This is a genomic window from Larkinella punicea (genome assembly GCF_003334855.1).
Taxonomy (GTDB): domain Bacteria; phylum Bacteroidota; class Bacteroidia; order Cytophagales; family Spirosomataceae; genus Larkinella; species Larkinella punicea.
Window position 1 is genome coordinate 201,324 of record NZ_QOWE01000010.1, and the last position, 23,840, is coordinate 225,163.

Genomic DNA, 23,840 nt, shown 5'->3' on the forward strand with positions numbered 1-23,840 from the left:
TGGGCGCGGACTTGCTTAAAATCCAATGCGTTGAGGAAACGGATGCCGCGATTGAGGAAACGGCACAGCCGGGCGTTGACAACGTAGAAATCCGGGCGTACCTTGTGGGCGAAAGCCTTTCCGGATATGAAGCGCGTTGCCCGGCTGTTGATGGGGTTGATGATGAGCCTGTTGCCCTTCCTTTCGCAGGGACAGACGGAGTCGTTTGTGATCGAAACCATCGGGTTGCGTCAGGGTTTGCCGACCTCCGATATTCACGCCTTGTTCCGGGATGCTAACGGCTACCTCTGGCTGGGCACCGACATCGGGCTGGTTCGCTACGACGGCTACGGTTTTGAAACCATCAGCGTGGCGCAGGAAGGTCGCTGGCTGGGCCTCGTCAATGCCATCACCGAAGACCGCAACGGGCAGTTGTGGGTGGGGACGGAAGACGGTTTGTTTGTGGTTCAACACGGCATCGCTCATGCGGTTCGGAGCCTGCAAACCGGTCGTTTCGTGCGTATGAATCACCTGCTCTTCGATCATAGGCAAAACCTCTGGTGCGCCACCAGCAGCGGGGCTTACCGGATCGATCAGGCGGATCTGCAAACCCTCACCGCCAATCCAGCCGCGACCATTCAACCCAAAGCCTTGCCGGATTACGAAAAATGGGTTCCGAAATTGGCGGACCGGCGGGTGTTTTCGCTGGCTTTCGACGAGCAAAACCGGCTCTACATCGGCGGGAAGTTCGATTTATTCCGCTACCAACCGGAAAAACCGCTGGAACGAATCTGGCAAAGTCCGGGAACCAAAGTGGAGATTCAATCGCTGGCCGTGCGATCTTCCAACGACCTGATGTTCACCACCCTCGGCCTGTCCTGTGTGATTCGGCTCCGGAACGGCCGGGAAGAACGGCTGTTGACCGACCGGATTTCCAGCGATGTCATCTGGCAAAATAACCAGTTCTGGCACCTCTCCTACGGACTTTACCGCCAGGGCGCCGACGATGCGCGGCCCATTCAGGAAATCAATTTATACCGAAAAACCAGCGGCAGCTTCACCAAATTACTGCTCGATCAGGAAGGTATTTTCTGGATTGCCACCAACGAAGGGCTGCTCAAACTCCGGCGTTCGGGCTTCGAACGGTTTCCCCTCCCGATCTCGGTGGCTGGCAACGAAATCAGCGGTTTTGGCCGGTTCAGGGGTCAACTGCTGGTCGGTGCGCCCCACGGACGGTTGTTTGTCCGAAAAGGCCATCAGCTTCAAAAAATAGGCCGGGATCTGACAACGATTGCCGGCATTAGCGCCATTCGGGAGGATGCGCAGGGGACGCTTTGGCTGGCCACTACCTACCAGGGCCTGTTTTCGTTCGACGGCAAAACCGCCAGACCGTACACTTCCGCCGACGGGCTGGGCGACGAAGGATTCAACGATATCTTCCCCGACCAAACAGGTAATCTATGGGCCGTGGGCGATGTCGGCATCACCCAAATTTTGGCTGACAGCGTAGCAGACCGCCGGTATCGGCTGCGGTTTTACGAACCAGTCACCAACCGCTACAAGTTCACCATTTTTTATTCGGGACTGGCCGCACCGGACGGCACACTCTGGCTCGCCAGCGACTACGGTCTGGTTTCTTTTCGACACGGTAAATTTACGCACCACCGCCTGACCATCGGGCCGGTGACGGTTCGCTCCATCCGCAAAATTGCCCTCGACAAGCTGGGTCGGGTTTGGCTGGCGACCGAAGGACAGGGGCTGCTACAGGGTCAGTTTGTGGGCGGCCTTTTTCGACCCGTCCGCCAATACACCACCCGCGACGGCTTGCCTTCCAATACATTCAACGACGTATTGGTGGACAGCAAAGGGCGAATCTGGGCGGGTGGTTCAACGGCCCTAACCTGTTTGACTTCAGACACAGCCGCCACCCAAATCCGCAATTTTGACTACAAGGACGGTTTTTTCGGCGAGTCGTTCCAAAACCCGCATCTGTTTGAGTATCCGAACGATACACTCTGGATCAGCAGTTCGGAAGGACTCCTGCGCTTCCCGCTCCGGCAACTCGACCCAATCCGGAAAGCCCCGTCCAGTCTGATTACGCGGGTTCGGCTGCGCGACGGGAAAGACGCCATTTTTCAGTATGCCGAAAGCCGGGACGCCCGCAGCGGTTTGCCCGTTCGTTGCCAGTTACCGGCTTCCCTGAACGCCCTGACGTTCGGTTTTGCTTTGCCGAGTCTGGTCAATCCGTCGTTCAACCGCTACCGGTTTCGGCTCGACGGCAGTGGCGAAAGCTGGCGGCAGGCAGCGGGCAGTGATCGGTCTGTGACCTACGCGGGTCTGAAACCAGGTTCTTATACCTTCCGGATGGTGGGGGCTTCGGCCAATGGAATCTGGCGTTCTGCCGTTTCGTTTCCGTTCGAGATTTTACCGCCCCTCTGGCAACGAACGTGGTTTATCGCGCTGGTGCTCGCCGGGCTGAGTCTCGGAATTTGGGGATTGATCCGCTACCGCGAACAGCAAATCAAGCGCCGGGAAGTGGAGAAAAACCGCCTGGCCCAGTTGATTGCCGACCTGGAAACCCGGGCCATTCGGGCGCAGATGAACCCGCACTTCATTTTTAATTGTCTCAATTCGATTCAGGAATGCATTCTGGCCGATCATACCGATGCGGCTTACCGGTATTTATCGAAGTTTTCGCGGCTCTTGCGCATGGTTCTGGAAGAATCCGCCCGGAATTTTCACGCCATCCAACATGAACTGGAACTGATTCGGCTTTATCTGGAACTGGAATCCATGCGCTTCGACCAACCGATGCACTACAGCATTGACGTCGATCCCGCCATCGATACGCAAAACTGGCAAATACCGTCGCTCCTGCTGCAACCACTGGTCGAGAATGCCATCTGGCACGGCCTCATCCACCAGTCGGAACCGCGCCAGCTTCGGCTGGAAATCCGGCAAAATGACGACCAGACGTTGACCTGTACCCTCGAAGACAACGGCGTCGGTCGCCAGCGCGCGGCTGCGCTTTCGGCCCAAAAACTGGTAACCCGCACCACCCGCGGACTCGCGCTGGTCACGGAACGTTTGCAATTGCTCGAACCGGCGGGTCACGGGCGCGGCACCTTGCAGATCGAAGACCTTGTCGACGCTGAGGGACATCCCGCCGGAACCTGCGTCCGGGTTCAACTGCCGATCATCACCCAGATTGCCGTCCGGGCCAGCCCCCTCTATCCTCCTGCTTATGTATCGCGCCCTGGTCATTGATGACGAACCCCGAGCCTGCCACGTCCTCGAAATTCTGGTCGGAAAATACCTGCCCGAAATCACGGCCTTCAAAACCGCCTTAAGTCCCCAGGAAGGCATTTCTCTCGTTCATTCCTTCAAACCCCACCTGGTTTTCCTGGACGTCGAAATGCCGGTTCTGAACGGTTTTGACGTATTGAATGCCATTGATACCTGGAATTTCGACGTAATATTTACCACAGCCTACCACCAGTTTGCCTTGCAGGCCATCAAAGTGAGTGCGCTGGATTATTTGCTAAAACCGATCGATATTGATGAATTGCGGATTGCCTTTGACAAGTTTCTGCGCCGACAACCGCAACCGATTCCGCCCGGTGTTCTGATCAAAAACCTGGTTCATAACCTCAAAACACCCAACCCGAGTCAGCACAAACTCCCCATTCCGACCACGGAAGGCATTCACCTTCTGACCATTGCCGACATCATCCGCTGCGAAGCCGACAACAACTATACGTTCTTTTACCTGACCGGAAACCGCCGGTTTTGTGCCTCCAAAACCCTGAAAGAATTCGAAACCATGCTGCGGGAACACGATTTCGTGCGGGTTCATAAATCCCACCTCGTCAACCTGCAGTTTGTCGAACAGATCGACCGGGATGGAACGGTTCAGCTAACGAACGGCACCGCCATCATGATGTACCGGCGCGTCCGGCAATCTTTTTTCTCCAAACCGGGCTAACCCTTCGGCTACCATCGGCGGTTATTCGCAAAACCGAACCTCGCCACACCGACAGAAAAGCCCAACGGGCTGACCATCACTAGCCCCGGATAAAAGCCGGGGGACAATGACAAACCTCATCCCACACCGACAGAAAAGCCCAACGGGCTGACCATCACTAGCCCCGGATGTAATCCGGGGATTTGGAACGCGTCACCCCAAACCGTGTATAAACCCTGAAAGGGTTGAATCCCTCCTACCATGACCGTATTTAACCCATTCAGGGTTGGGACTGTTACGATGCCTATTTTGTCCCCCGGCTTTTATCCGGGGCTAGTGATGGTCAGCCCGTTGGGCTTTTCTGTCGGCGGAGTTGGGGTTCGTCTGCGTCATTGTCCCCCGGCTTTTATCCGGGGCTAGTGATGGTCAGCCCGTTGGGCTTTATCCATTGTCCAAATTATTTTACATACATATACTGAATTAATAGTTTCATTTTACATACATTTGGTGAATTAATATAAACCGCTTAACGAACGAGCCCATGAAGGGGACGAATCTCGGAGAATTTGAAGAACTGGTGCTGCTGACCATTGCCGCCCTCATCAGCGATGCCTATAGCGTGGCCATTTGCGACGAATTGGAAAAATACACCGGAAGAGCCGCCAAGTTGGGGGTTGTTCATGCCGTCCTGAACCGCCTGGAAGAGAAAGGCCTGGTGAAAAGCCGGATGGGCGAAGCGACCAACACCCGGGGTGGCAAACGCAAACGGTATTACGAAGTTACCCACGCCGGAAAAGTCGCCCTAACGCGTTCCAAGGAGGTTCGTGAAGCCCTTTGGCGCATTATTCCCGGTTTTAATCTGGAGGGTTCCGTATGAAAACGACTGCCCAAAAACCGCCTGAACCACCGCGCTGGGCCCGAAATTTGCTCCGCTGGTATTGCCGACCCGACTTGCTCGAAGATCTGGAAGGCGACATGAACGAATACTTTGAACGCAACCTGAAAACCAAAAGCGTTCGGCGCGCCCGGTGGATTTATATCCTCGATGCCCTCAAATTTTTCCGTCCCTATACCATCCGCAAACCCGAATTCCTCAACTTTTTCATTCATTGGCTCATGCTTGGCAGCTATTTCAAAACCTCCCGGCGCAGTCTGGTGCGCAACAAATTATTCTCCTTCATCAACATCATCGGGCTGGCCGTCAGCATGTCCGTTGGTTTGCTGGTGATCGCGTTTCTGGCCGACCTGTTTTCCTACGACCAGTTTCAGGAAAAAAGGCATCGGACATACCGTATTCTGACCCGAAACGAATCGGCTGACAAATCTGTCATGGAACTGGCGTCCACCTCCCTAAAAGCGGGTTTCAAAATCCGGGAAACGATTCCGGGCGTTGAAGACGTAACGCTGATCCGCCGGGGGTTTTACAGCGACGCGAAAGTCAGCGACGAAACCATCATTCCGCTGGAGGCAACCTGGGCCGATCCGTCGTTTTTCAAGGTGTTTACGTTCCCGCTGCTCAAAGGGAATCCGGCTACCGCTCTGAAAGAACCCTATTCGCTGGTGATTACCGAAAAAACCGCCCGGAAGTTATTCGGCGAAACCGAACCCATGGGAAAAACCGTGCGGTTCGATACGTTGAATTACACGGTGACCGGCATTTTGAAAGAACTTCCCAAACTGTCGCACATCCGGTTTGAAGCCCTGATTTCACTGGCGTCGACGCTCGGCCAGAAAGCCGATTCTGATGGAGGGATCATGGACTGGAATAACATTTTCCAAAATTACGTGTATCTGACGGTTCCTGAAAACGCGAATCTTCAGGCCATTCAGGCCGGTCTCGATAAACTGAGTGCTGCCGAAAACACCAGGCTTGACCGCCAGAAAATTACGCTTTCCCTCCAACCGATGGACAAAATTGTCCTGGGGGGGCGGTTTTCCAACGAGATTGGTGTCAATATTCCCAAAGCCGTGGTCTGGACGCTGGTTGGGCTGGCACTTGTTGTGATCCTGTCGGCTTGTTTCAATTATACCAACCTGTCGATTGCCCGGTCGATGCGTCGGTCGCGCGAGGTGGGCATTCGCAAAATCGTTGGCGCGCTGAGAGGCCACGTGCTGGGACAGTTTCTGGCCGAATCGGTCATTATTTCCGTGATGGCGCTGGTCTTTTCTTTTCTCCTCTTTCTGGTCCTGCGTACTCAATTTCTCGCGCTCGCTCCTCCCTTAGCAGAGGTGGTTTCGCTTGAACTATCACCCCGTTTAATCCTTTATTTTTTGCTTCTGGCCGTTGTCGTTGGGCTTGCCGCTGGCTTTTTGCCCTCCCTGTTTTTCTCGCGCATCCAGGCGGTTCAGGTGCTGAAAGATGCCTCCTCCCTCAAGGTATTCCGGCACGTCAACCTGCGCAAGGCGCTGATTGTGATCCAGTATACATTTTCGCTGATCTTTATTACAGCTACCCTGATCGGCTACAAACAGTACCGGGGGTTTCTGTCGTTCGATCTGGGCTTTACCACCGAAAACATCCTGAACATCCGGATGCAGGGGAATAAATCTTCGCTCTTGAAAAAGGAACTGGCCGAAATACCGGCGGTGAACCAGATCGCCACCTCAAGCATGATCACGAGCCTCGGGAGCCTGTACGGAACCCAGATGAAATACCAGGACAAAGGCGCGCAGGATTCGGCGATGGTGTGGCAAAACTTTGTCGATGAAAATTACATTCCGCTCCATCGACACCAGTTTGTTGCCGGTACTAATTTCAAAAACCACCCGACCAGCGACAACGAAACGAAAGTCGTTGTAAACGAGCAGGTTTTGAAACGATTTCACATCATCAAAAGCCAACCGGCCGAAGCAATCGGCAAGCAGGTGACGATCGACAACAAGACGATGACGATTGTGGGAGTTTTAAAAGACTTTCACTACGGCACGATGGATCAGAAAATTGAGCCAACCGTTTTCCGGTATTCTGCCGACCAACCCGGTGGTTATCTGAACGTTGGTATCAAATCCGAAGACTACCCGGCGGCTCTGTCCAGCATCGAAGAGGCCTGGCGCAAAATCGACAAAGTGCATCCGCTGAAAGCCGTCTTCTACGATGAGCAGCTTGAAGAAGCCTACAAGCAATTCGAGGTGATGGTGAAAGTGATCGGTTTCATTACCTTCCTGGCCATCTGCATCGCGTCGATGGGATTGTTTGGAATGGTGGTGTTCACGACGGAAACCCGGCTGAAAGAGATCAGCATCCGCAAGGTGCTGGGTGCCAGCGAAAGGGGGCTGATTTTTCACCTGAGCAAAGGCTTTTTGGTGCTGCTGCTCATTGCCACACTGATCGCGTTGCCAGTTACGTACCTTTTCTTCGACCAGTTTGTCCTGACGAAATTCGTTTATCACCAGCCGATCGGGTTGAGTGAATTGCTGATGAGCGTGCTGGTCGTCATGGCACTGGCTTTCCTGCTCATCGGCTCCCAAACCTTGAAAGCGGCAAGGAGCAACCCGGCGAAGGTTTTGAAAAGTGAGTAAAAAGAGTTGTATCGCGGAGTTGAGCGGAGAAAAAGGGAGTTACGCGGAGAGATTATAAAAAAACTCTGCTTAACTCCTTTTTTCTCCGCTCAACTCTGCGAAATAACTCTTTTTCACTTCTTATACGTACACTTCGCATTATCCGCCACCCGGTAATACGACTTGTAGTTCAACGCCTTCTTCACCATGCAACCCTTCAGATTCAACACTTCGATGTTCCGGAAGTCGATGGCGTGGCTTTCACTTTGCAGGGCGATGTAGCCGCCCGTCAACAACGTATTGTCTTTTTTGAGCCAATAGTCCGGGTTTCCCACGTGACCGGAGGCAAAGTCATTCTGTTTGCTGATGTACCCACCGCCCACTTTCGGTTTTTCGTAGGTCAACACCGTGTCGCCTTCGATGATGTGGTGAATGATTTCTCCGCCCAGCACCACCGCCGTTACGCTGACCCACTGATCGCCGTCGTAGGTTTTGGATTGCGAGTCGATGCAGTGATCGGGAATCACTTTGCCGCCCATCTCGACAATGGTTCCCGGTGTACAGAGGTTGGCCGTGTGCCGAACGCCCTTACCCAAACCGCCCAGCGTCTGAATCTCCAGTGAAATCGGAAAATCCTGGTCTTTGGTCAGGCTTTTCGCCGACTGTGAGTGAATCATCACCCCGCTGTTGCGCACATTCCAGTTGGCACCGCCCGGCACCTGGTCGCCCAGAAACCGGTAGTCAAACTTGAGGATGTAATAGGAAAAGGGCTCTTTGTAATAAATGTGGCCGTATTTGTTGTCGAAGGTCTTGTATTGGTCATACATGATCCGCATCATGCCGTTTTCGGCCCGAAACGTATTCTTGTAGTTGACATTCAGGTCTTCCCCGGCAATCTTTATATCCCAGCCGCTCAGGTCTTTGCCGTTGAACAGTTGAATCCATTCCTCCTTTTTCGGGTCGTTCTTCTGGGAGAAAGCGGGTTGGAAGAAAAGAAGGAAAAGGCTGTATCGCAGAGTTGAGCGGAGATGAGCAGAGTTAAGCAGAGAAACTCCGCTCAACTCATTTTTTCTCTGCTTAACTCTGCGAAATAACATTTGGAAGAACGATACCATGTGTGTGTAGCTTAAAAGTAGACTGCTGCCATAAGAAAAAACGAGATCGAGTCTACTCAGGTCAGGGCATTCGTTGTTTTTTTTGAACCAGTTTCGTTGGTCCCAACTCCTCCACGGCAGGCAGACCGGTTTTATACGAGCGGTGGAACGTATTTTCGACCAGTTTGGGATACGGTTCAAACGTAATCCAGCGCAGCGGCCCTTTCCGGAGCCAGAACGAAGCTTCCAGCAATCCGCAGAACCAGGCCGGCGGTTTCTGGTAGCCAAACGCTTCCCGCAGTTTGTCGTTGATCAAAGCAGCAAAAACCGGCTTCACGACCGGGCGCAACGGTTTGGGTACCCAGCCCTGCACAATTCGGACGGTGGAATCGGCGACCTGGCGGTTGCTGTCGGCATACCGGAAATGTTCCGCTTCGTAGGCTTCCGTGAAGATTTTCAGATCGTCGATGGTTTCGGGAATATCTGTTAAATTCATCCGCTGCCCGACTTCCCGGAAAAACAGAAAGAAAGCCTGCTCCTCCGCCGGAATCAGCTTTCGCCAGCCGTAGCGGTTGATCCAGTTGATGGGATAAAAAATGAAGGTGGCCAGCACCATCAGAAAATCCTCGTTCGGGATGCTGTAAAAACCGTGGATGCGGTTCATTTGCGTAATGGCGCGCAACCCGGTTTCGGTGTTCAGCCCGTATTGCATGAACCAGGCAATCAGGATGCTGGTGTCATCATACCGCTTCTGGCCGTGTTTCTCAAACTCGCCCGTCCGCATCAGCAAGGCCGAGGTGCGGGGACTGGCGTAGGTGTGAAAAAGGGCCAGTTCGAGCGCCCGCGTGATGTCGAACGGAAATTCGTAGCCCACCAGCAATTGCACCATGCGCTGGTAATCCCGCTGCGGATTGAGTTGTTGCAGTTCGCGACGAACCGCCGGATTTCGGAATACGCCCGCTACTTTCGAATAAACCGGTGCCGTCATAGCCGTATTTTTCAATGAATTGTGGATGGGAACGCTGATTAAACGGATCAAAACAGATTTAAACAGATAAAATCCGTTTTAATCCGTCCCATCCGTTTAATCAGCGTTCCCATCCAAATTGAATCAGCTTTTAAAATTAACAGACAATAGACCTCAAACTGCATAAATTCGGGCAAATCTTCCGTATTCGTGCACTAAATTTGTAATTTAGCTCCGATTCCAAACTCACTCCTTCACTATGGCCTTGTTCAAACTGCAAATCAACGGCAAAAGCTACCAGACCGAAGCCGAAGCCGACACCCCATTGTTGTGGGTATTACGCGATAATCTGGGGCTGTTCGGCACCAAATACGGTTGCGGAATTGCCCAATGCGGTGCCTGCACCGTCCACCTCAATGGCGAAGCCACCCGTTCCTGTATGTTGCCGGTTTCGGCCATCGGCACGTCCAAAGTTACTACGATCGAAGGATTGTCCAAAAATGGCGACCACCCGGTTCAGAAAGCCTGGGATGAAGTGGACGTGGCCCAGTGTGGCTACTGCCAGGCCGGACAAATCATGACGGCGGCTGCGTTGCTGAAACGCAAACCCCAGCCCACCGATGCCGAGATTGAAGCCACCATGTCCGGGAATATTTGCCGCTGCGGAACCTACCACCGCATCAAAGAAGCCGTGAAAGTAGCCGCAACCAAAAAATAGTTTACGGTTTACCTTAAACCAAAACCCGACATGTCTTCACAACTCAACCATAACCGCCGGAATTTTCTAAAAATTGCCGCAGCAACCGGAGGAGGTCTCTTGCTGGGCTTCAACTGGACTGATTCCGAAGCCGCCGTTTCCGGCGCTCCTCTCAAAGGCGTGGCCGCTCCGGCCATCGATTTCAATAGTTATCTGTCCATCAATCCGCAGGGCGTCATCACCATTTTGTCGCCCAATCCGGAAGTGGGCCAGGGCATTAAAACCGCCTTCCCGATCATCGTGGCGGAGGAACTGGATGCCGACTGGAAGAACGTCGTCGTGGAACAGGCTCCACTCGATACCCAGAAATTTGAACGGCAGGTCGCCGGGGGCAGCGGTTCCATTCCGCACTCCTGGAAACGGCTGCGCGTGGCCGGTGCCACCGCCCGGCACATGCTGCTGGAGGCTGCCGCCAAACGCTGGAATGTGTCGGCATCGGACTGCACCACCAGCAAAGGGTTCGTGCTCCATGCCGCCAGCAAACGCAAACTGAGCTACGGCGAGTTAGCCACCGAGGCTTCAAAAATGCCGGTTCCGACGGATGTAAAACTCAAAGAAATCAAAGACTTCAAGCTGATCGGGCAAACGATCAAAAACGTCGATAATCCCGGTATTCTGACCGGAAAACCGCTGTTCGGGCTGGATTTCCACCGCGAAGGCATGTTGATCGGCATGTTGCAACGCCCGGCTTTTGGCTATAAACTGAAGTCGGTCGATTCGGCAGCGGCCAAAGCCATGCCTGGTATAGTCAACGTCGTGACGATCAACAACAGCGTGGCCGTCGTCGGCAAATCGACCTGGCAGGTCAAGAAGGCCAAAGATGCGCTAAAGATCGAATGGGAAAAAGATGGCAATCTGGAAAGCACCTCGGACCACAACCGGATTTTCAAAGAAATGCTGGACAGCCCGACTACGACCGTTCGGCGGAAAGACGGCGATGTCGAAACCGCTTTTAAAAATGCCGCCAAAGTGATCAAAGCCGAATACCAGTGTCCGTTCCTGCCGCACAGTCCGCTGGAACCGATGAACTTCTTCGCCCACGTCAAAGCCGACAGCGCGGAGTTGGTGGGACCGAGCCAGACGCCGGAAGCTGCCCGTAATCAGACAGCGAAACTGCTGGGTTTACCGCCCGAAAAAGTAAGCGTGCAACTGACCCGCATGGGGGGCGGTTTTGGTCGACGGCTCAACACCGACTACGCCATCGAAGCCGTTCAGGTTTCCAAAGCCGTCAATGCACCGGTGAAAGTGATGTGGACCCGCGAAGACGACATGACCGGCGGCATTTATCGCCCGGCGGTTCGCTATCGCTTCGAAGCGGCCCTGGATGCGCAGAACAACCTGATTGGCTATAAATTGCGGGGCGCCAGCATCAATGCCGGCAACGCCACCCGCGAAGACAACTTCCCGTCGGGCGCCGTTGAAAACCTGCTGATCGACAGCATCGACCACAAATCGCCCATTACGACCGGCCCCTGGCGCGCGCCGATCACCAACTTCCTGGCGTTTGCCGAACAGGCTTTTCTGGACGAAGTGGCCCAGGCCGCCGACAAAGATCCGGTGCAGTTCCGACTCGAATTACTGGACAAAGCCAAGCAAAAACCAACGGGTAAAGTCACCTATGATGTCGACCGCATGAAGGGTGTGATTCAACTGGCGGTTGAAAAATCGGGCTGGGGTAAAAAGAAAGGCGTTTCGCAGGGATTCAGCGTTTATTTTTCCCACCGTTCCTACGTAGCCCAGATTGGCGAAGTGGTGGTTGAAAAAGGCAAACCGGTTTTGAAAAAAGTGTATTCGGCCGCCGACTGTGGCATCGTGATCAACCAGAGCGGAGCACAGCAGCAGGTTCGCGGTTGCGTCGTCGACGGCATTGGTCACGCCATGTACGGCAACATGACGTTCAAAGACGGCATTCCGGATCAGAAGAATTTCAACGATTACAAGCTGATTCGAATGAACGAAATCCCGGAGATTGACGTCCATTTTGTTCAGAATGAGATCGATCCGACCGGTTTGGGCGAACCCTCACTCCCACCGGCGGGCGCTGCCGTGGCCAACGCCATTTTCAAAGCCACCGGCAAACGATTGTATAACCAGCCTTTTGTAGAAACGGAGGTTTTTAAAGGCGTTTCGTAATTGACTTGTGCTGATCGTGCGGACCGTTCCCGATCCGCACGATCAGCAAATACCGTATTCTTTCCCCTTTATTGCTTACTCAACGACCCGAATGCAAACCACAATGGGGGTAAAACGTGCCAGTTGGTACTTGATTGCTACTTTATTTATCCTGAGCTGGCAAGCCTGTACGACCAAAGAAAATGCCCAGCCCGACACCAGTTCCACCACGGATTTTCTCTACCAATACTCCATCATCAATGCGCTGCTGGCGGGCGTTTTCGACGGCAACCTGACATTCGGCGAGTTGAAAAAACACGGCGATTTTGGCGTCGGCACCTTCAACCGGGTGGATGGTGAACTGGTGATCAATGAGGGGAAACGGTACCGGATTCGCTCCAACGGCAGCGTTTCCGAGGTGGCCGACCGCGACAGTACGTCGCTGGCGTTCGTGAAGTTTTTCAAAGCCGACTCCAGTTTTACCGTCCAAACCGCCGGGATGACCCTGCAGCAGCTTCAAAAAAAGATCGCGGCAGCCCTGCCCGTCAACGAAATTTACGCCATCCGCATCAAGGGCACTTTTTCGAAAATGACCACCCGCGCACCCGCCCCTGCCCAAAAACCGTATCCGACTTTAAACGACCATCTGGCCCGCACGCAGGTGATTTTCAACCTGACGAATACCACCGGTGTTGCGGTCGGCTTTCTGGTGCCGACGTATATGGAAAAAGTAAACGTCCCCGGTTTTCACTTTCATTATTTAGCTGATGACCTCAAATCGGGCGGCCATGTATACGATTTTACGGCCACCCAGGTTACGGTCGAAATCGACCGAACCAAAGGCTATTATGTAGAACTGAACACCCATTCCGACTTCGGGAAAGTGACGTTATAGGCTAATCAAGATTTGCAATCTTGATTACTTCTGTCGCGGATTTGCAATCCGTACCGAAAGAAACTATGCGGATTATAATCAGACGCCTGGTCTCGATTAGTGCCATCCGATTCCAATTAAAACAATTCATCTTCCCGACTGTTTTTCACTTCTGGACAAGACCGTTTTTGTTCGTAATGAATTACCTGGAATGAGCAGTGCCTTCTTAAAAAACGAAACCGCCGATGCGCCGGTTGTGATCCCCGCAAGGGCACCGCTACCACCCGGCGTAACCAATTATGTAACACCACGAGGACTGGCGCTGCTGCGTGATGAAATGATCGAACTGGAAACGGAACACGCTCACTTACAAGCCAGTGAGGTACCCGATGGAAACGAACGCAGTCGTCAACTGGCTTTGCTAAACGGGCAAATCAGCAACCTGAACCAGCGGATTTCCAGTGCCCGCGTAGTGGATTCGCATCCTCAGGACGAGGTTCGGTTTGGTGCTACCGTCGTCTTGAAAACTCAAAAGGGAAAATCGGCCGGTTCCGAACGCCGGTTTACCATTGTTGGCGTCGATGAGGCCGATGCGTCGCTGGGATTTATCGCTTTTACGGCTCCCATTGCCCGGGCCATTCAGGGGAAACGGGTAGGCGATGCGGTTCCCCTGCGAACCTTGCAAGGAGAAGAAATTCTGGAAATTACGGCGATCCGGTATGAAATGGAATAGAAAAGAACCGGCATAAATTGCGGTTTGACGCAAACAACCGCAAATAAACCGTAGTTTGTATTCATAAGGTTCTTTGCTTACGGCCTTCCCTCTTGAATGACTATACGGTTTCTTTTTCGCCTGACCCTCGGCCTGGCCCTCCTTCTTACGTTGACGCGGTGCCAGAAGACCGCCCCTCAACCACCCAAAGCCGAAGGCTTTGACCCCGCCATTCCCGGCGACACGTCTTATCTGGCCGGCCCAATCACATTTACACTGAAGGAATTACAGGAAAAAATTAACCAGGAACTTGATCCCGTGCTGGTTGGTAAAGGCTCGTCGAGTGGAAAGCCGGGCGGTATTTTCCCGTTTAAGGTCGTTCGCTCAGGGCCGGTTCACATTCAGTATGTCAACAACCAGGTGAAGTTTTCGGCCCCTTTGGGACTGTATATCAACTCGCCTTTCAGCGCCGGCAAAACCTCCGAACAGCGGCCGTTCTGCTCGCTACAGGTCAACTTTCAAAGTTCGCTGACGGTGACGCCGAACTGGCGGCTGGCCAGCAAGGTGCAATTCACGAATTATGAATGGATTGTCGAACCTGAGATCCGGTTTCTGGGCAAAGACATTTCGCTGACCAATTTTGCCAAAAAACTTCTTGACAAACACCAGTCGGCCATAGAATCGGCCATCGATACGGCGGTTTACAAAGAACTTCGGCTCGACCGGATGGTAATGCCGATCTGGCAGAGCATTCAGGAACCGCTGCTGATCGACCGCTCTTTTGGCCTCTGGCTGTTGCCTAAACCGCTCGGTGTCGAGGCCAGTCCCATCGACGGCGATTCAGTCAAAATAACCACCCATCTGCGGATTGCTTTTGCCACCAAAACCGTGTTACAACCCGAAAAACCGGATCATTCGGAAGTTAAATTGCCGCTTTTGCAGAAACGGGACCAGGTTTCTCAAGTCTCGGACCTGCGGCTGCTGAGTGTGATTCCGTATGCCGACATCAACCGGATGCTGGCCCGCACTTTGGCTAAAGAGAAAAAGAAGCTGCTGCTGGGCGCGCTGACCATCCAGAAAGCCTCGGTGTATGGCGGTCAACGTTCGTTGATTGTCAAAACCGAGGTCAGTGGGCTGCTCAACGGAACGCTTTACCTGAAAGGCCGCCCCACGTTTGATACGCTGTCTAACACGCTCCGTATAAAAAACCTGGACTTCGACGCCGGAACCGTCCGTGAACTCTCCAAATTTTCAAACTCTCTCGTCCACAACGGCCTCATCAAAGTGTTGGAAAGTTTTCTGACGATTTCGCTGGGCGGTGAAATCGAAAAGCTCCCGCAAACCATCAGCGAGTCGTTTAAAAAAGGAGAAACCGGCAAAAAAACCGATCTCGGCATCCAGGCTTTCCGGTTTACCCCCCAGAAAATCGCGATCCGGCCCGACGGGATTCAGGCCCTGATCCATGTCCAATCGAAGGTGGCGGTTCGGGTCAAGCAGTTGTGACGGTTTACTGAAAACTCTGGTTAATGAACTGCAGCGCATCCGGCAAACCCGTGCGCCAGTATTCCCAGGTATGACCACCATTCCGAACCCGGTATTCGTGCGGAATGTTCACATCCCGCATCAGGCTATGCAATTCGGAATTACCCCGGTAGAGCAGTAAATCATCATCTCCGCAATCGAGGTAAAACCGGACGGCTTTCTTCTGCGCTTCCGGCATTTTCTGTACCAGATACAGAATACTGTTCTGATTCCAGAAATCGGTGATGCGGTTTTCGTCTGCTTTTAACTCGCCCATCGTGGATCGGTACCGGCGCAAATATTCCTGATGCGGCATTTCCTTGATCTGCTGATCGGTCCGAACGCCCGAGCTCAGGGCCGCACAGGAACCGAACAAATCGGGATGGTGAATCGCATACAGGAGCGAACCAAAACCGCCCATCGACAAACCCGCCACCGCCCGAAACCGTTTCTCGGTCCGGCATCGGTACGTTTTTTCAATAAAAGGAATCAATTCTTTCATGAAGTAATCTTCATACTGGTATTTCCCGGCAACGTTGTTCATGTAGAACGTCATCTCGGCATCCGGCATCACCACAATCACCGGCGAGATTCGACCTTCTTTAATCTCTTTATCGACAATGGCTTGCATATTTCCCGACTGGAGCCAGGCTGTCTGATCGTCGCCCCCGCCGTGGAGCAGATACAAAACCGGGTAGGCCCTCTGGGAAGTTTCGTAACCGGGTGGCAGGTATAGCGCAAACTTCTTGTCTTTTTTCAGGAGAGAGCTTTTGATCGTCAGATCATCGAAAACCCGGCTCTCCTGGGCATAACCGGACCAGGAAACCAACAGGCAAATCAACCAGAGAAACCGCATGGAAAGTGAAACGTTAAAGATTGGAACCGGTCGTACAGGCCGTTAAAATTGGGGCAAGGTAACGGTTTTCTGACTTTCTTCCTTATCTTACTTCCCGTTCATCGCTCAATCAATCGAATACAATCATGAAACGTCTTTACTGGATTCTGCTGGCCTTGCTGCCAGTGTTCGCTCACGCCCAAACGCCCGACTCTACCTGGTTCCGAAACCACTACACCAAACAGGAAATTTACATTCCGATGCGGGACGGAACGAAGCTTTTCACCTCCATTTACGAACCCAAAGACAAGTCGGAAAAACACCCGATTCTGATGTCCCGAACGCCCTATTCCTGCGCTCCCTACGGCGACAAGGCATACCGAAATTTCTACTCCAATCACTACAAAGAATATCTGAAAGAAGGCTACATCCTGGTGGTGCAGGACGTGCGCGGTCGCTGGATGAGCGAGGGCGTTTTCGAGGATATTCGTCCGTATAATCCGACCAAAACCGCCAAAACGGATGTCGATGAAGCCAGCGACACGTACGACACCATCGACTGGCTGGTGAAAAATCTGCCCAACAACAACGAAAAAGTGGGCGTGTTCGGCATTTCGTACCCCGGTTTTTATTCGACCATGGCGGCTCTGAGCAAACACCCGGCCCTGAAAGCCGTCAGCCCGCAAGCCCCGGTGACCGAGTGGTTTAAGGGAGACGATTTCCACCACAACGGCGCCTTGATGCTCATGGATGCGTTCAATTTCTACATCCGGCGCGGTTTTGGAGCGCCCCGACCCAAGCCCACCACCGTGGGTCCCAAAGGCTTCTCGCCCCCGACCAAAGACAGCTACGATTTTTTTCTGCGCACCGGAGCCATTCCGAACTTCACGAAGTATGCCGGTGACAGCATCCGTTTCTGGAAGGACCTCACGCAACATCCGAATTACGACGCCTTCTGGAAGAGCCGCAACGTTGGCAACTTCGTCGGTGACATTGCCCCCGGTATTGCCACACTGATCGTCGGCGGTTTGTTCGACGCGGAAGACTGCTACGGTGCCTGGGCCACGTATACCGACATTGAAAAAAAAGCCAAAAATAACAACAAAATCATCATGGGCCCCTGGTTTCACGGGCAGTGGGCCGGGCGCGGCAGCGATGGTTCTTCGCTGGGCAACGTGCAGTTTGGCAGCCCCACCAGCGAATGGTATGCCAGCAAAATGGAAGTTCCGTTTTTCAATTTTCATCTGAAAGGCAAAGGGAATATCGACCAGATCAAGGAAGCCAACATTTTTTTTACCGGCGAAAACCAGTGGCATCAGTTCGACAAATGGCCCCCGGTCAGCACCACCGAAACCGCCCTTTACCTGCAACCCAACGGCGCGTTGAACTTTACCAAACCGACCACCGCCACGCCCTCGTTTACGGCTTACGTGAGTGATCCGGCCAAACCCGTTCCGTATACGGACGGCGTCATCGTCAACCGGACGCGCGAATACATGACGGACGACCAGCGGTTTGCGGCTACCCGCCCGGACGTGCTGGTTTTCGAAACCGATGATCTGAAAGAAGATCTGACGCTGGCCGGGCCGCTCACCGCCGATTTGCAGGTAAGCATCAGCGGCACCGACGCCGATTTTGTGGTGAAGCTGATCGACGTTTTCCCGGACGATTTCGAGTACAGCAAAACCGATCAATACCTGATGAACGGCTACCAGATGCTGGTTCGGGGTGAGGTGATGCGGGGGCGTTTCCGCAACAGTTTCGAAAAACCGGTCGCTTTTGTACCGGATCAGGTTACCACCGTCAAGTATACCCTGCCGGATGTCGCCCATACGTTCAAGAAAGGACACCGGCTGATGGTGCAGATTCAAAGTAGCTGGTTCCCGCTGGTAGACCGGAATCCACAGAAATTCGTGGACATCTACCACGCCAAAGACGCTGATTTCCAGAAAGCAACGATCAAAATTCACCACAGCGGAAAAGCCGCCAGCCGCATCGTGCTACCGGTTTCGAAGTTCTAAACACAGTACTTTCGCTTTTTGCCCCTAAATCCCCTGAAGGGGACTTGGACGCAGCTTAAACCGGATGCTAAAAGTCCCCTTCAGGGGATTTAGGGGCAAAAAGCGAAAATCTGATCGTAAAAATGGCCTATTTGATTTTTGGTCTTGCTGCTCTGCTGCTCGGCGGGCTAATCTGGCACTACCGGCGACGGAGCCGCCCGATTAGCCCGCCCGCAACGACGGATTACCGCCCGTTGTTGCAGGAACACGTCGCGTATTACCGCGCCTTGAGCGACGACGATAAAAAGAAATTTGAGGAGCGCGTCATCCAATTTTTGGGTCAAACCCGCATCGAGGGCGTCGGCACAACCGTCAATGAGCTGGATAAAGTACTGGTGGCCAGCAGTGCGGTGATCATCCTTTTCGGCTTCAAGGACTGGTCATTTTACCGGCTGACGACGGTTTTGCTCTACGAAGACCGCTTCAATGCGGCTTTTGAAACCGACGGAAAAGGGCGCAATATCCTAGGCATGGTGGGCGAAGGGGGCGCGTTGCAAAGCACGATGGCGTTGTCGAAACCGGCGCTGCACGAAGGCTTTGCGGATGAATCCAGCACCGAAAATACCGGCATTCACGAGTTTGTCCACCTCCTCGACAAAGCCGACGGCGCCACCGACGGAACCCCACGGTTTTTCCTGGACCGCAACCACGTCAAACCCTGGCTGCAACTCATCCACGCCACCCTGGCCGACATCCAGGCCAACCGCTCCGACATCGACCCCTACGCCCTGACCAACGAAGCCGAATTCTTCGCCGTGGTGTCGGAATATTTCTTCAAACGCCCGGACTTGCTGAAGGAGAAACACCCGGAATTATTTGCCCGGTTGGAAGAGATTTTTCAGCAGAAGCTTGGGGATTAAGTTGGCGGGTTGTTTTTAATGGATTCGAGGATTTGGTTGAAGCGTTCTTCGCCGATTTTTTGAATGATGAGATTGAGCCATCCTTCAGGTAAATTAACTTTTGGAGAGTCAATTTGCCTTAAAATATTTAATCCCAATAATAGAAAGCGAATTGCATTCTCAATGTCCCGTAACTTTTGAAGATAAAGTATACCTATGTTATATAGTGCGAGACCTTCGGATGTTTTATCTCCTACTTTGCGGTGGATTTTTCGACACTGTTCTAAATACTCTAATGCATGACTATAATCCCCCCGGGCAGAAAAAATTTGGCTAATATTATTAAGGCAAATGCCTTCTTGACTTATATTTCCAGTTTGACGGTAAATTTTCAAACTATTTTCAAAATGTTCCAAAGATAACTTGTACTCCTTCTGATAAAAATAAATATATCCAATATTTGTGATGGTTGTACCTATACCATCTTTATCTCCTATTTGTTGGCGAATTTTTAGACTATTTTCAAAATAGTCAATTGCTAATGTGTATTTTTTCTGGTACATATAAATTTGCCCAATGTCATTTAGAGAAGACCCTTGCCCACGAATGTCTCCAATTTGACGATGAACTTCTAATCCTTGTTCCAAATGCTCCAATGCTTTAGGATAGTTCTCTTGTTCTATATAGACAAGGCCAATATTATTCAATGCAGCCCCTTCCCCTATTTTGTATTGACATTGACGATAAATTTTCAAACTTTCCTCTAAATGTGCCAATGCTTGGACATAATTTCCTTGTTGATAAAAAATCCGCCCTATACTTTCCAAGGCAACACCTTCTCCTTTTTTGTATCCTTCCAGACGATATACCTCCAAGGTCTTTTTTAAGTATAAAAATACTTTATTATATTCACCCCATGCTATATAGATATGGCTAATATCTGCAAGTATTTTATGCTCTCCCTTTATATCTCCTATTTGGCGCATTATTACCAATGCCTGTTCCAAACACTCTAAAGCTTTCGCATAATCTCCAATAGAAAGTCTAATTAAACCTAAATTATTCAGCGCTCTGGCATTGTTCTCAGGTGAAATATCCTTTTTTAAAACTGTCTGATTTAGGTCATTCCCATTACTATACAATCCGATTAAGTAAAAATGATTTTCTAACCAAAATACGGTTTCTACATACCTAGCCCAAGCGTCAGCATTCTCAAAATACTGTATTGCTTTAAATCCTGCTTCCACGGTTGATTCTTTTCTAAAATAATTCCCAGCACTCTCCGATAAACTTTTAAATTGATTTTGATCTGGTTTTCCTTGTCCCCTCATCCAAGCCCTCGTTAAAGCATGTATTTCAAACGTCTGTGCCGTTTCATCCCAAACACAAAGCGACCAGTCACGCAAAGAAGCCAAAACCGGTATTAACTCCTGATTTTTATTTTCCATAACAGCACTCAAAGCTGATAAAGGCGTTCGGCTGAAAAATACAGAAGCTACCGTAAACACTTCCCGTTCGGCTCCGTTTAACCGGTTCAGGACGCGTTCCAGCAGCAGGCTTTCTGATATTTTACCTTCTACTTTATCTAAAACCGACAAATCGAAGGACTGGTCTTTCGTATACAGGCTTTCCAGAAATTCCAAAGCACGCGGGTGTCCATCAATCCGGCGGTGAATAATATCTCGTTCCTTCGTCGGGAGTCGGCGGAGCGTTTCCGAGAAATTTAGATACCGGTATTGCTCGGCATAGCTCATTTTATCGATCGCCAGATTGGTAACCAGATCCGCCAGGTCTGCAATCGCATAACGGGTTGTAAACAGAATGTGACAGACAGGAGGAATATGTTGCAATAAATACCGTAAAAAAGAGCGCAAGCTTTCCGAAACAATTCCCTGCTGCTGCGTACCGTCTTCGTCGGTCTGCACATCTTCGAAATTGTCGAAAATCAGAATAGTTCGGTGCCCATTTAGGCAATTGTCAATCAGGTATTGTAGTTTCTGCTCAATTCCATTTTTTGGATCATCCAGGGATGCTTTTACCTCATTCGCCAGCCAGTCTTCCGGTTTTGTACGGCTTTTCCATCGCTCGTAAACAGTCTCCAGAATAACGGCTTCCTGAATATTGGCCCCGTTACGAAATATCAGGATGTCATGAACGCTGTTCCGTTTGCGATAATGTTCGGCAAAAGCTTCGGCGGTAGTAGTTTTTCCCAAACCGCCCAACCCATGCAGACAAACGGCTTTGCCTTGTTTAAACGATTGCCGTAACCGAATCAATAACCGCTTTCGCCCAATAAATCCCTCGCCAATCAACCGGGTGTGGCTTCCCCGAATGAATGCCGGTTTGGGATAAAACCGGTTCAGGGTTTCCGTGTGGTATTGTCCTTTTTTCACCAGCGCTCCAATCGCCTGATTCTGATACAGCACAGGTGTAAACCATTCTGCCGGTGTAAAAACCGTTGGCGCATTCTTCCGTCTTTCCTGGGCATGCTCCCACAACGCCAGCCGGGCATCATGCACCGATTTTGTCAACGTATAACCGTAGGCAAGCCGCTTATACAGTATTTCCGTGAAAAGTCGCGCTCCGGCATCCGTTACGGAAAACCGCATGGCCAAAACGGCGGGCAAACCCACGGCGGCCATTTGTTCGGCAGTGCTCCCCACCGACCCGCCCACGGCGGTTTCGCAGGCACTCAACACCAGCAGTTTGATCGACGAAAAACCGTTCAAGGCCTTCCCCAATTCGCGGCCCGTTGTTTGGCGTTCGTTGCCATCCTCATCTTCCAGATACAAAACACCCTCTTTCACCGCATCTACGTACGAACCGTGTCCGCTGATGTGGACAATATCATGGCTTCGTGCTGCTAATGCTTCCTTAATTTCTTCCAGATTGGCACAATCCAGAATTTCCATGACCAGTTTGGGCTGTTGGTCGCCCGTAGCTTCCAGTGAGCGCACGGCTTCGATGATTTTCCGCTGCTCCTCCTCGATTTCCAGCAACTGGCTCTTTCCGGGCAGGTTTTCGGGCAAGGCCGGAATGAACAACAGTTTGAGCGGGGCGGCTTCAGCCGTTGGTCCTTGCCGGTTAAACCGCTGCAAGGTTTTTTCCCGGCTGCGAATCAGTCCGAAGTTATCACGCGGCAATTCATTGGCACCGCCGGGCGTTAGTTTTGGCAAAACCATCTCCCAGGGCAGGTTCTGGATCTGTTCGTCTTCCGTCGAAATAACCAACAGCAACTCGTTGATTTTGTGCGATTGCAACAGCGAAAGGAAGTCGCAGCAAACGGTGCCGATATCTCCCGAGAAAAAGGTATTGTAAAGTTCTTCCGCCAGCACCATTTCCCAATTTTCGGGCGAATGCGTGTCAAAAGCACTTCGGTAGCGGTTTCCATCTCCCCCACGTCTAAAGCTCTGAAATTCGTCAACTCGTCCAAATAAGCTTTCGGAGATGACTACTTTCAGCGTTTCCCGAAACAGATTGATTGTTAAGTCATCTTCGGATTTTATCGATAACATGGCTTCATAGCCCGAAGCTCCTTTTTCGATGCGGAGAAACAGAATGCTGTGCGGAAAGTCCCGCTCGATGACGTAAATCTTGTCGCCATTACGAACATCACCACCCGCCGTGAGGCTGCCATAAACGATGTTTTTTTGCATGGGATAGGAAGAGAACCGGTCAAAACCGAAGATACCGAATTATCGACAAGCAGATGATCCAATAGGATGATTTTACACAAATCGAATCCCCCTTAAACCCAAAATCCCCCAAACCAGAATTTGTCCTTCCAGCTTGGGGATTGATCCTTAAAAAGCAATGCTACAGTTTCTGTATTTTCAGCGTAACCTGGCTTCCGCCCCGGAATACCGGTGGTGAATTTCTTTCATCAGCACATCCTTCTCCAGCAGCAAATCCGACTGTTCGGATAGGGAGCGCTTCAACTGGACGGTTCGTTCGTTTACCGTTTGCTCCAGCTTCTTTTTGTCGGCCGCCAATTGTTTTATTCTCAAACGAATGAAGAGGGAAACGGCCAGAAGAAACAGCAGGATGGCACCGGAAATAAACCACCATTGCCAGTAAAACGGCTTTAAAACGATCAGGGGAAGGATTAACTCACTTTTACTCCACGCTCCCTCCCCGTTTTGTCCTTTGATGTGGGAAAAGCCGCCGTCAGTGTTTTAACTTCCTGCGTCGTGGCATCCATCACATCCACTTTCCCATTGGTGGTGAGTTGAAAACCCGCACTGCTGTAGGCAATGAACAGGTGATTGGCATCATCTTTTGCCAGTTGCACCACTTTATTATCCTGCAAATGATTCCGTTGCCGGGTAAAGAGCAGACAATCCTTCCCGTCATAACGGTTCAAGCCGTTGCGGGTGCCAAACCATAAAAAACCGGCGGCATCCTGTAGCCCACAAAACACCTCATGAGAAGCCAGGCCATTTTCAATGGAAAGCAATCGTTTGGTAATGGTGTAGTCCGAAGGCGCTGGTGTCAAGTCGTTCTGCCCCGGCAACGAATGACCGATCATCAGAAAAACCAGAACCAGAGGGATGCGAAAAAAAAGAGAAAAGAGGTTTCGCTTTGGAAGCCAAACGAACCGGGCCATTTTAAAGGGTCTTAAAACCGCT

Annotated in this window: 17 protein-coding genes; 11 read left to right on the plus strand and 6 right to left on the minus strand. The window is 51.7% G+C overall.

From position 1 onward, the window contains the following. The first annotated feature begins 126 nt into the window (after window positions 1–126). The 4 genes from DUE52_RS14145 (at window position 127) to DUE52_RS14160 (ending at window position 7,462) form a co-directional block, all read left to right on the plus strand. A complete protein-coding gene (locus tag DUE52_RS14145) occupies window positions 127–3,246 on the plus strand; it encodes a sensor histidine kinase (protein WP_133299839.1) in 3,120 nt (1,039 codons plus the stop codon). After that, a complete protein-coding gene (locus DUE52_RS14150) occupies window positions 3,224–3,964 on the plus strand; it encodes a LytR/AlgR family response regulator transcription factor (protein ID WP_114406661.1) in 741 nt (246 codons plus the stop codon). The genes DUE52_RS14145 and DUE52_RS14150 overlap by 23 nt, the downstream gene beginning before the upstream one ends. 520 nt (window positions 3,965–4,484) lie before the next feature. Beyond that, a complete protein-coding gene (locus DUE52_RS14155) occupies window positions 4,485–4,820 on the plus strand; it encodes a PadR family transcriptional regulator (RefSeq protein WP_114406662.1) in 336 nt (111 codons plus the stop codon). Beyond that, a complete protein-coding gene (locus DUE52_RS14160; protein ID WP_222930280.1) occupies window positions 4,817–7,462 on the plus strand; it encodes an ABC transporter permease in 2,646 nt (881 codons plus the stop codon). The genes DUE52_RS14155 and DUE52_RS14160 overlap by 4 nt, the downstream gene beginning before the upstream one ends. 113 nt (window positions 7,463–7,575) lie before the next feature. Here DUE52_RS14160 and DUE52_RS14165 read toward each other — a convergent pair whose 3' ends face one another. Together DUE52_RS14165 and DUE52_RS14170 are read right to left on the minus strand one after the other, a co-directional pair. Further along, entirely contained in the window at window positions 7,576–8,502 is a 927-nt protein-coding gene (locus tag DUE52_RS14165; RefSeq protein ID WP_374755901.1) for a 3-keto-disaccharide hydrolase, read from the minus strand. A 115-nt stretch (window positions 8,503–8,617) separates the two neighbouring features. Then, entirely contained in the window at window positions 8,618–9,538 is a 921-nt protein-coding gene (locus DUE52_RS14170) for an oxygenase MpaB family protein (protein WP_310587807.1), read from the minus strand. A gap of 223 nt (window positions 9,539–9,761) precedes the next feature. Between DUE52_RS14170 and DUE52_RS14175 the strand changes: the two genes are divergently transcribed. The 5 genes from DUE52_RS14175 to DUE52_RS14195 all read left to right on the plus strand — a co-directional run bounded on the left by DUE52_RS14175 (window position 9,762) and on the right by DUE52_RS14195 (window position 15,460). Beyond that, window positions 9,762–10,220, plus strand: coding sequence for a (2Fe-2S)-binding protein (locus tag DUE52_RS14175; protein WP_114406664.1), 459 nt, complete (start codon window positions 9,762–9,764; stop codon window positions 10,218–10,220). A 30-nt stretch (window positions 10,221–10,250) separates the two neighbouring features. After that, window positions 10,251–12,392 (plus strand): molybdopterin cofactor-binding domain-containing protein, encoded by a 2,142-nt coding sequence (locus DUE52_RS14180; RefSeq protein ID WP_114406665.1) that lies wholly within the window; start codon window positions 10,251–10,253, stop codon window positions 12,390–12,392. Window positions 12,393–12,522: 130 nt separating this feature from the next. Further along, on the plus strand, window positions 12,523–13,266 hold the full coding sequence (gene budA, locus DUE52_RS14185) for an acetolactate decarboxylase (RefSeq protein ID WP_165840935.1): 744 nt from the start codon (window positions 12,523–12,525) through the stop codon (window positions 13,264–13,266). Window positions 13,267–13,456: 190 nt separating this feature from the next. Continuing rightward, entirely contained in the window at window positions 13,457–13,978 is a 522-nt protein-coding gene (locus DUE52_RS14190) for a GreA/GreB family elongation factor (protein WP_114406667.1), read from the plus strand. A gap of 96 nt (window positions 13,979–14,074) precedes the next feature. Next, entirely contained in the window at window positions 14,075–15,460 is a 1,386-nt protein-coding gene (locus DUE52_RS14195) for a DUF4403 family protein (protein WP_114406668.1), read from the plus strand. Window positions 15,461–15,464: 4 nt separating this feature from the next. Here the strand turns inward: DUE52_RS14195 and DUE52_RS14200 are convergent, their stop codons facing one another. Beyond that, complete coding sequence (locus DUE52_RS14200; protein WP_114406669.1) at window positions 15,465–16,334, minus strand: alpha/beta hydrolase; 870 nt, start codon at window positions 16,332–16,334, stop codon at window positions 15,465–15,467. A 125-nt stretch (window positions 16,335–16,459) separates the two neighbouring features. Here DUE52_RS14200 and DUE52_RS14205 point away from each other — a divergent pair, with 125 nt between their 5' ends. Both DUE52_RS14205 and DUE52_RS14210 read left to right on the plus strand, forming a co-directional pair. After that, on the plus strand, window positions 16,460–18,334 hold the full coding sequence (locus DUE52_RS14205) for a CocE/NonD family hydrolase (protein ID WP_114406670.1): 1,875 nt from the start codon (window positions 16,460–16,462) through the stop codon (window positions 18,332–18,334). Between the two features lie 122 nt (window positions 18,335–18,456). Further along, window positions 18,457–19,233 (plus strand): M90 family metallopeptidase, encoded by a 777-nt coding sequence (locus tag DUE52_RS14210; RefSeq protein WP_114406671.1) that lies wholly within the window; start codon window positions 18,457–18,459, stop codon window positions 19,231–19,233. On the opposite strand, the gene DUE52_RS14215 is transcribed toward DUE52_RS14210, so the two are convergent. The 3 genes from DUE52_RS14215 to DUE52_RS14220 all read right to left on the minus strand — a co-directional run bounded on the left by DUE52_RS14215 (window position 19,230) and on the right by DUE52_RS14220 (window position 23,818). Beyond that, window positions 19,230–22,868: a tetratricopeptide repeat protein gene (locus DUE52_RS14215; RefSeq protein ID WP_114406672.1), complete on the minus strand. Its 3,639-nt coding sequence runs from the start codon at window positions 22,866–22,868 to the stop codon at window positions 19,230–19,232. The genes DUE52_RS14210 and DUE52_RS14215 overlap by 4 nt on opposite strands. A gap of 177 nt (window positions 22,869–23,045) precedes the next feature. After that, entirely contained in the window at window positions 23,046–23,219 is a 174-nt protein-coding gene (locus DUE52_RS32420) for a hypothetical protein (RefSeq protein ID WP_165840936.1), read from the minus strand. 98 nt (window positions 23,220–23,317) lie between these two features. Further along, a complete protein-coding gene (locus tag DUE52_RS14220; RefSeq protein WP_114406673.1) occupies window positions 23,318–23,818 on the minus strand; it encodes a hypothetical protein in 501 nt (166 codons plus the stop codon). Between the last annotated feature and the right edge of the window lie 22 nt (window positions 23,819–23,840).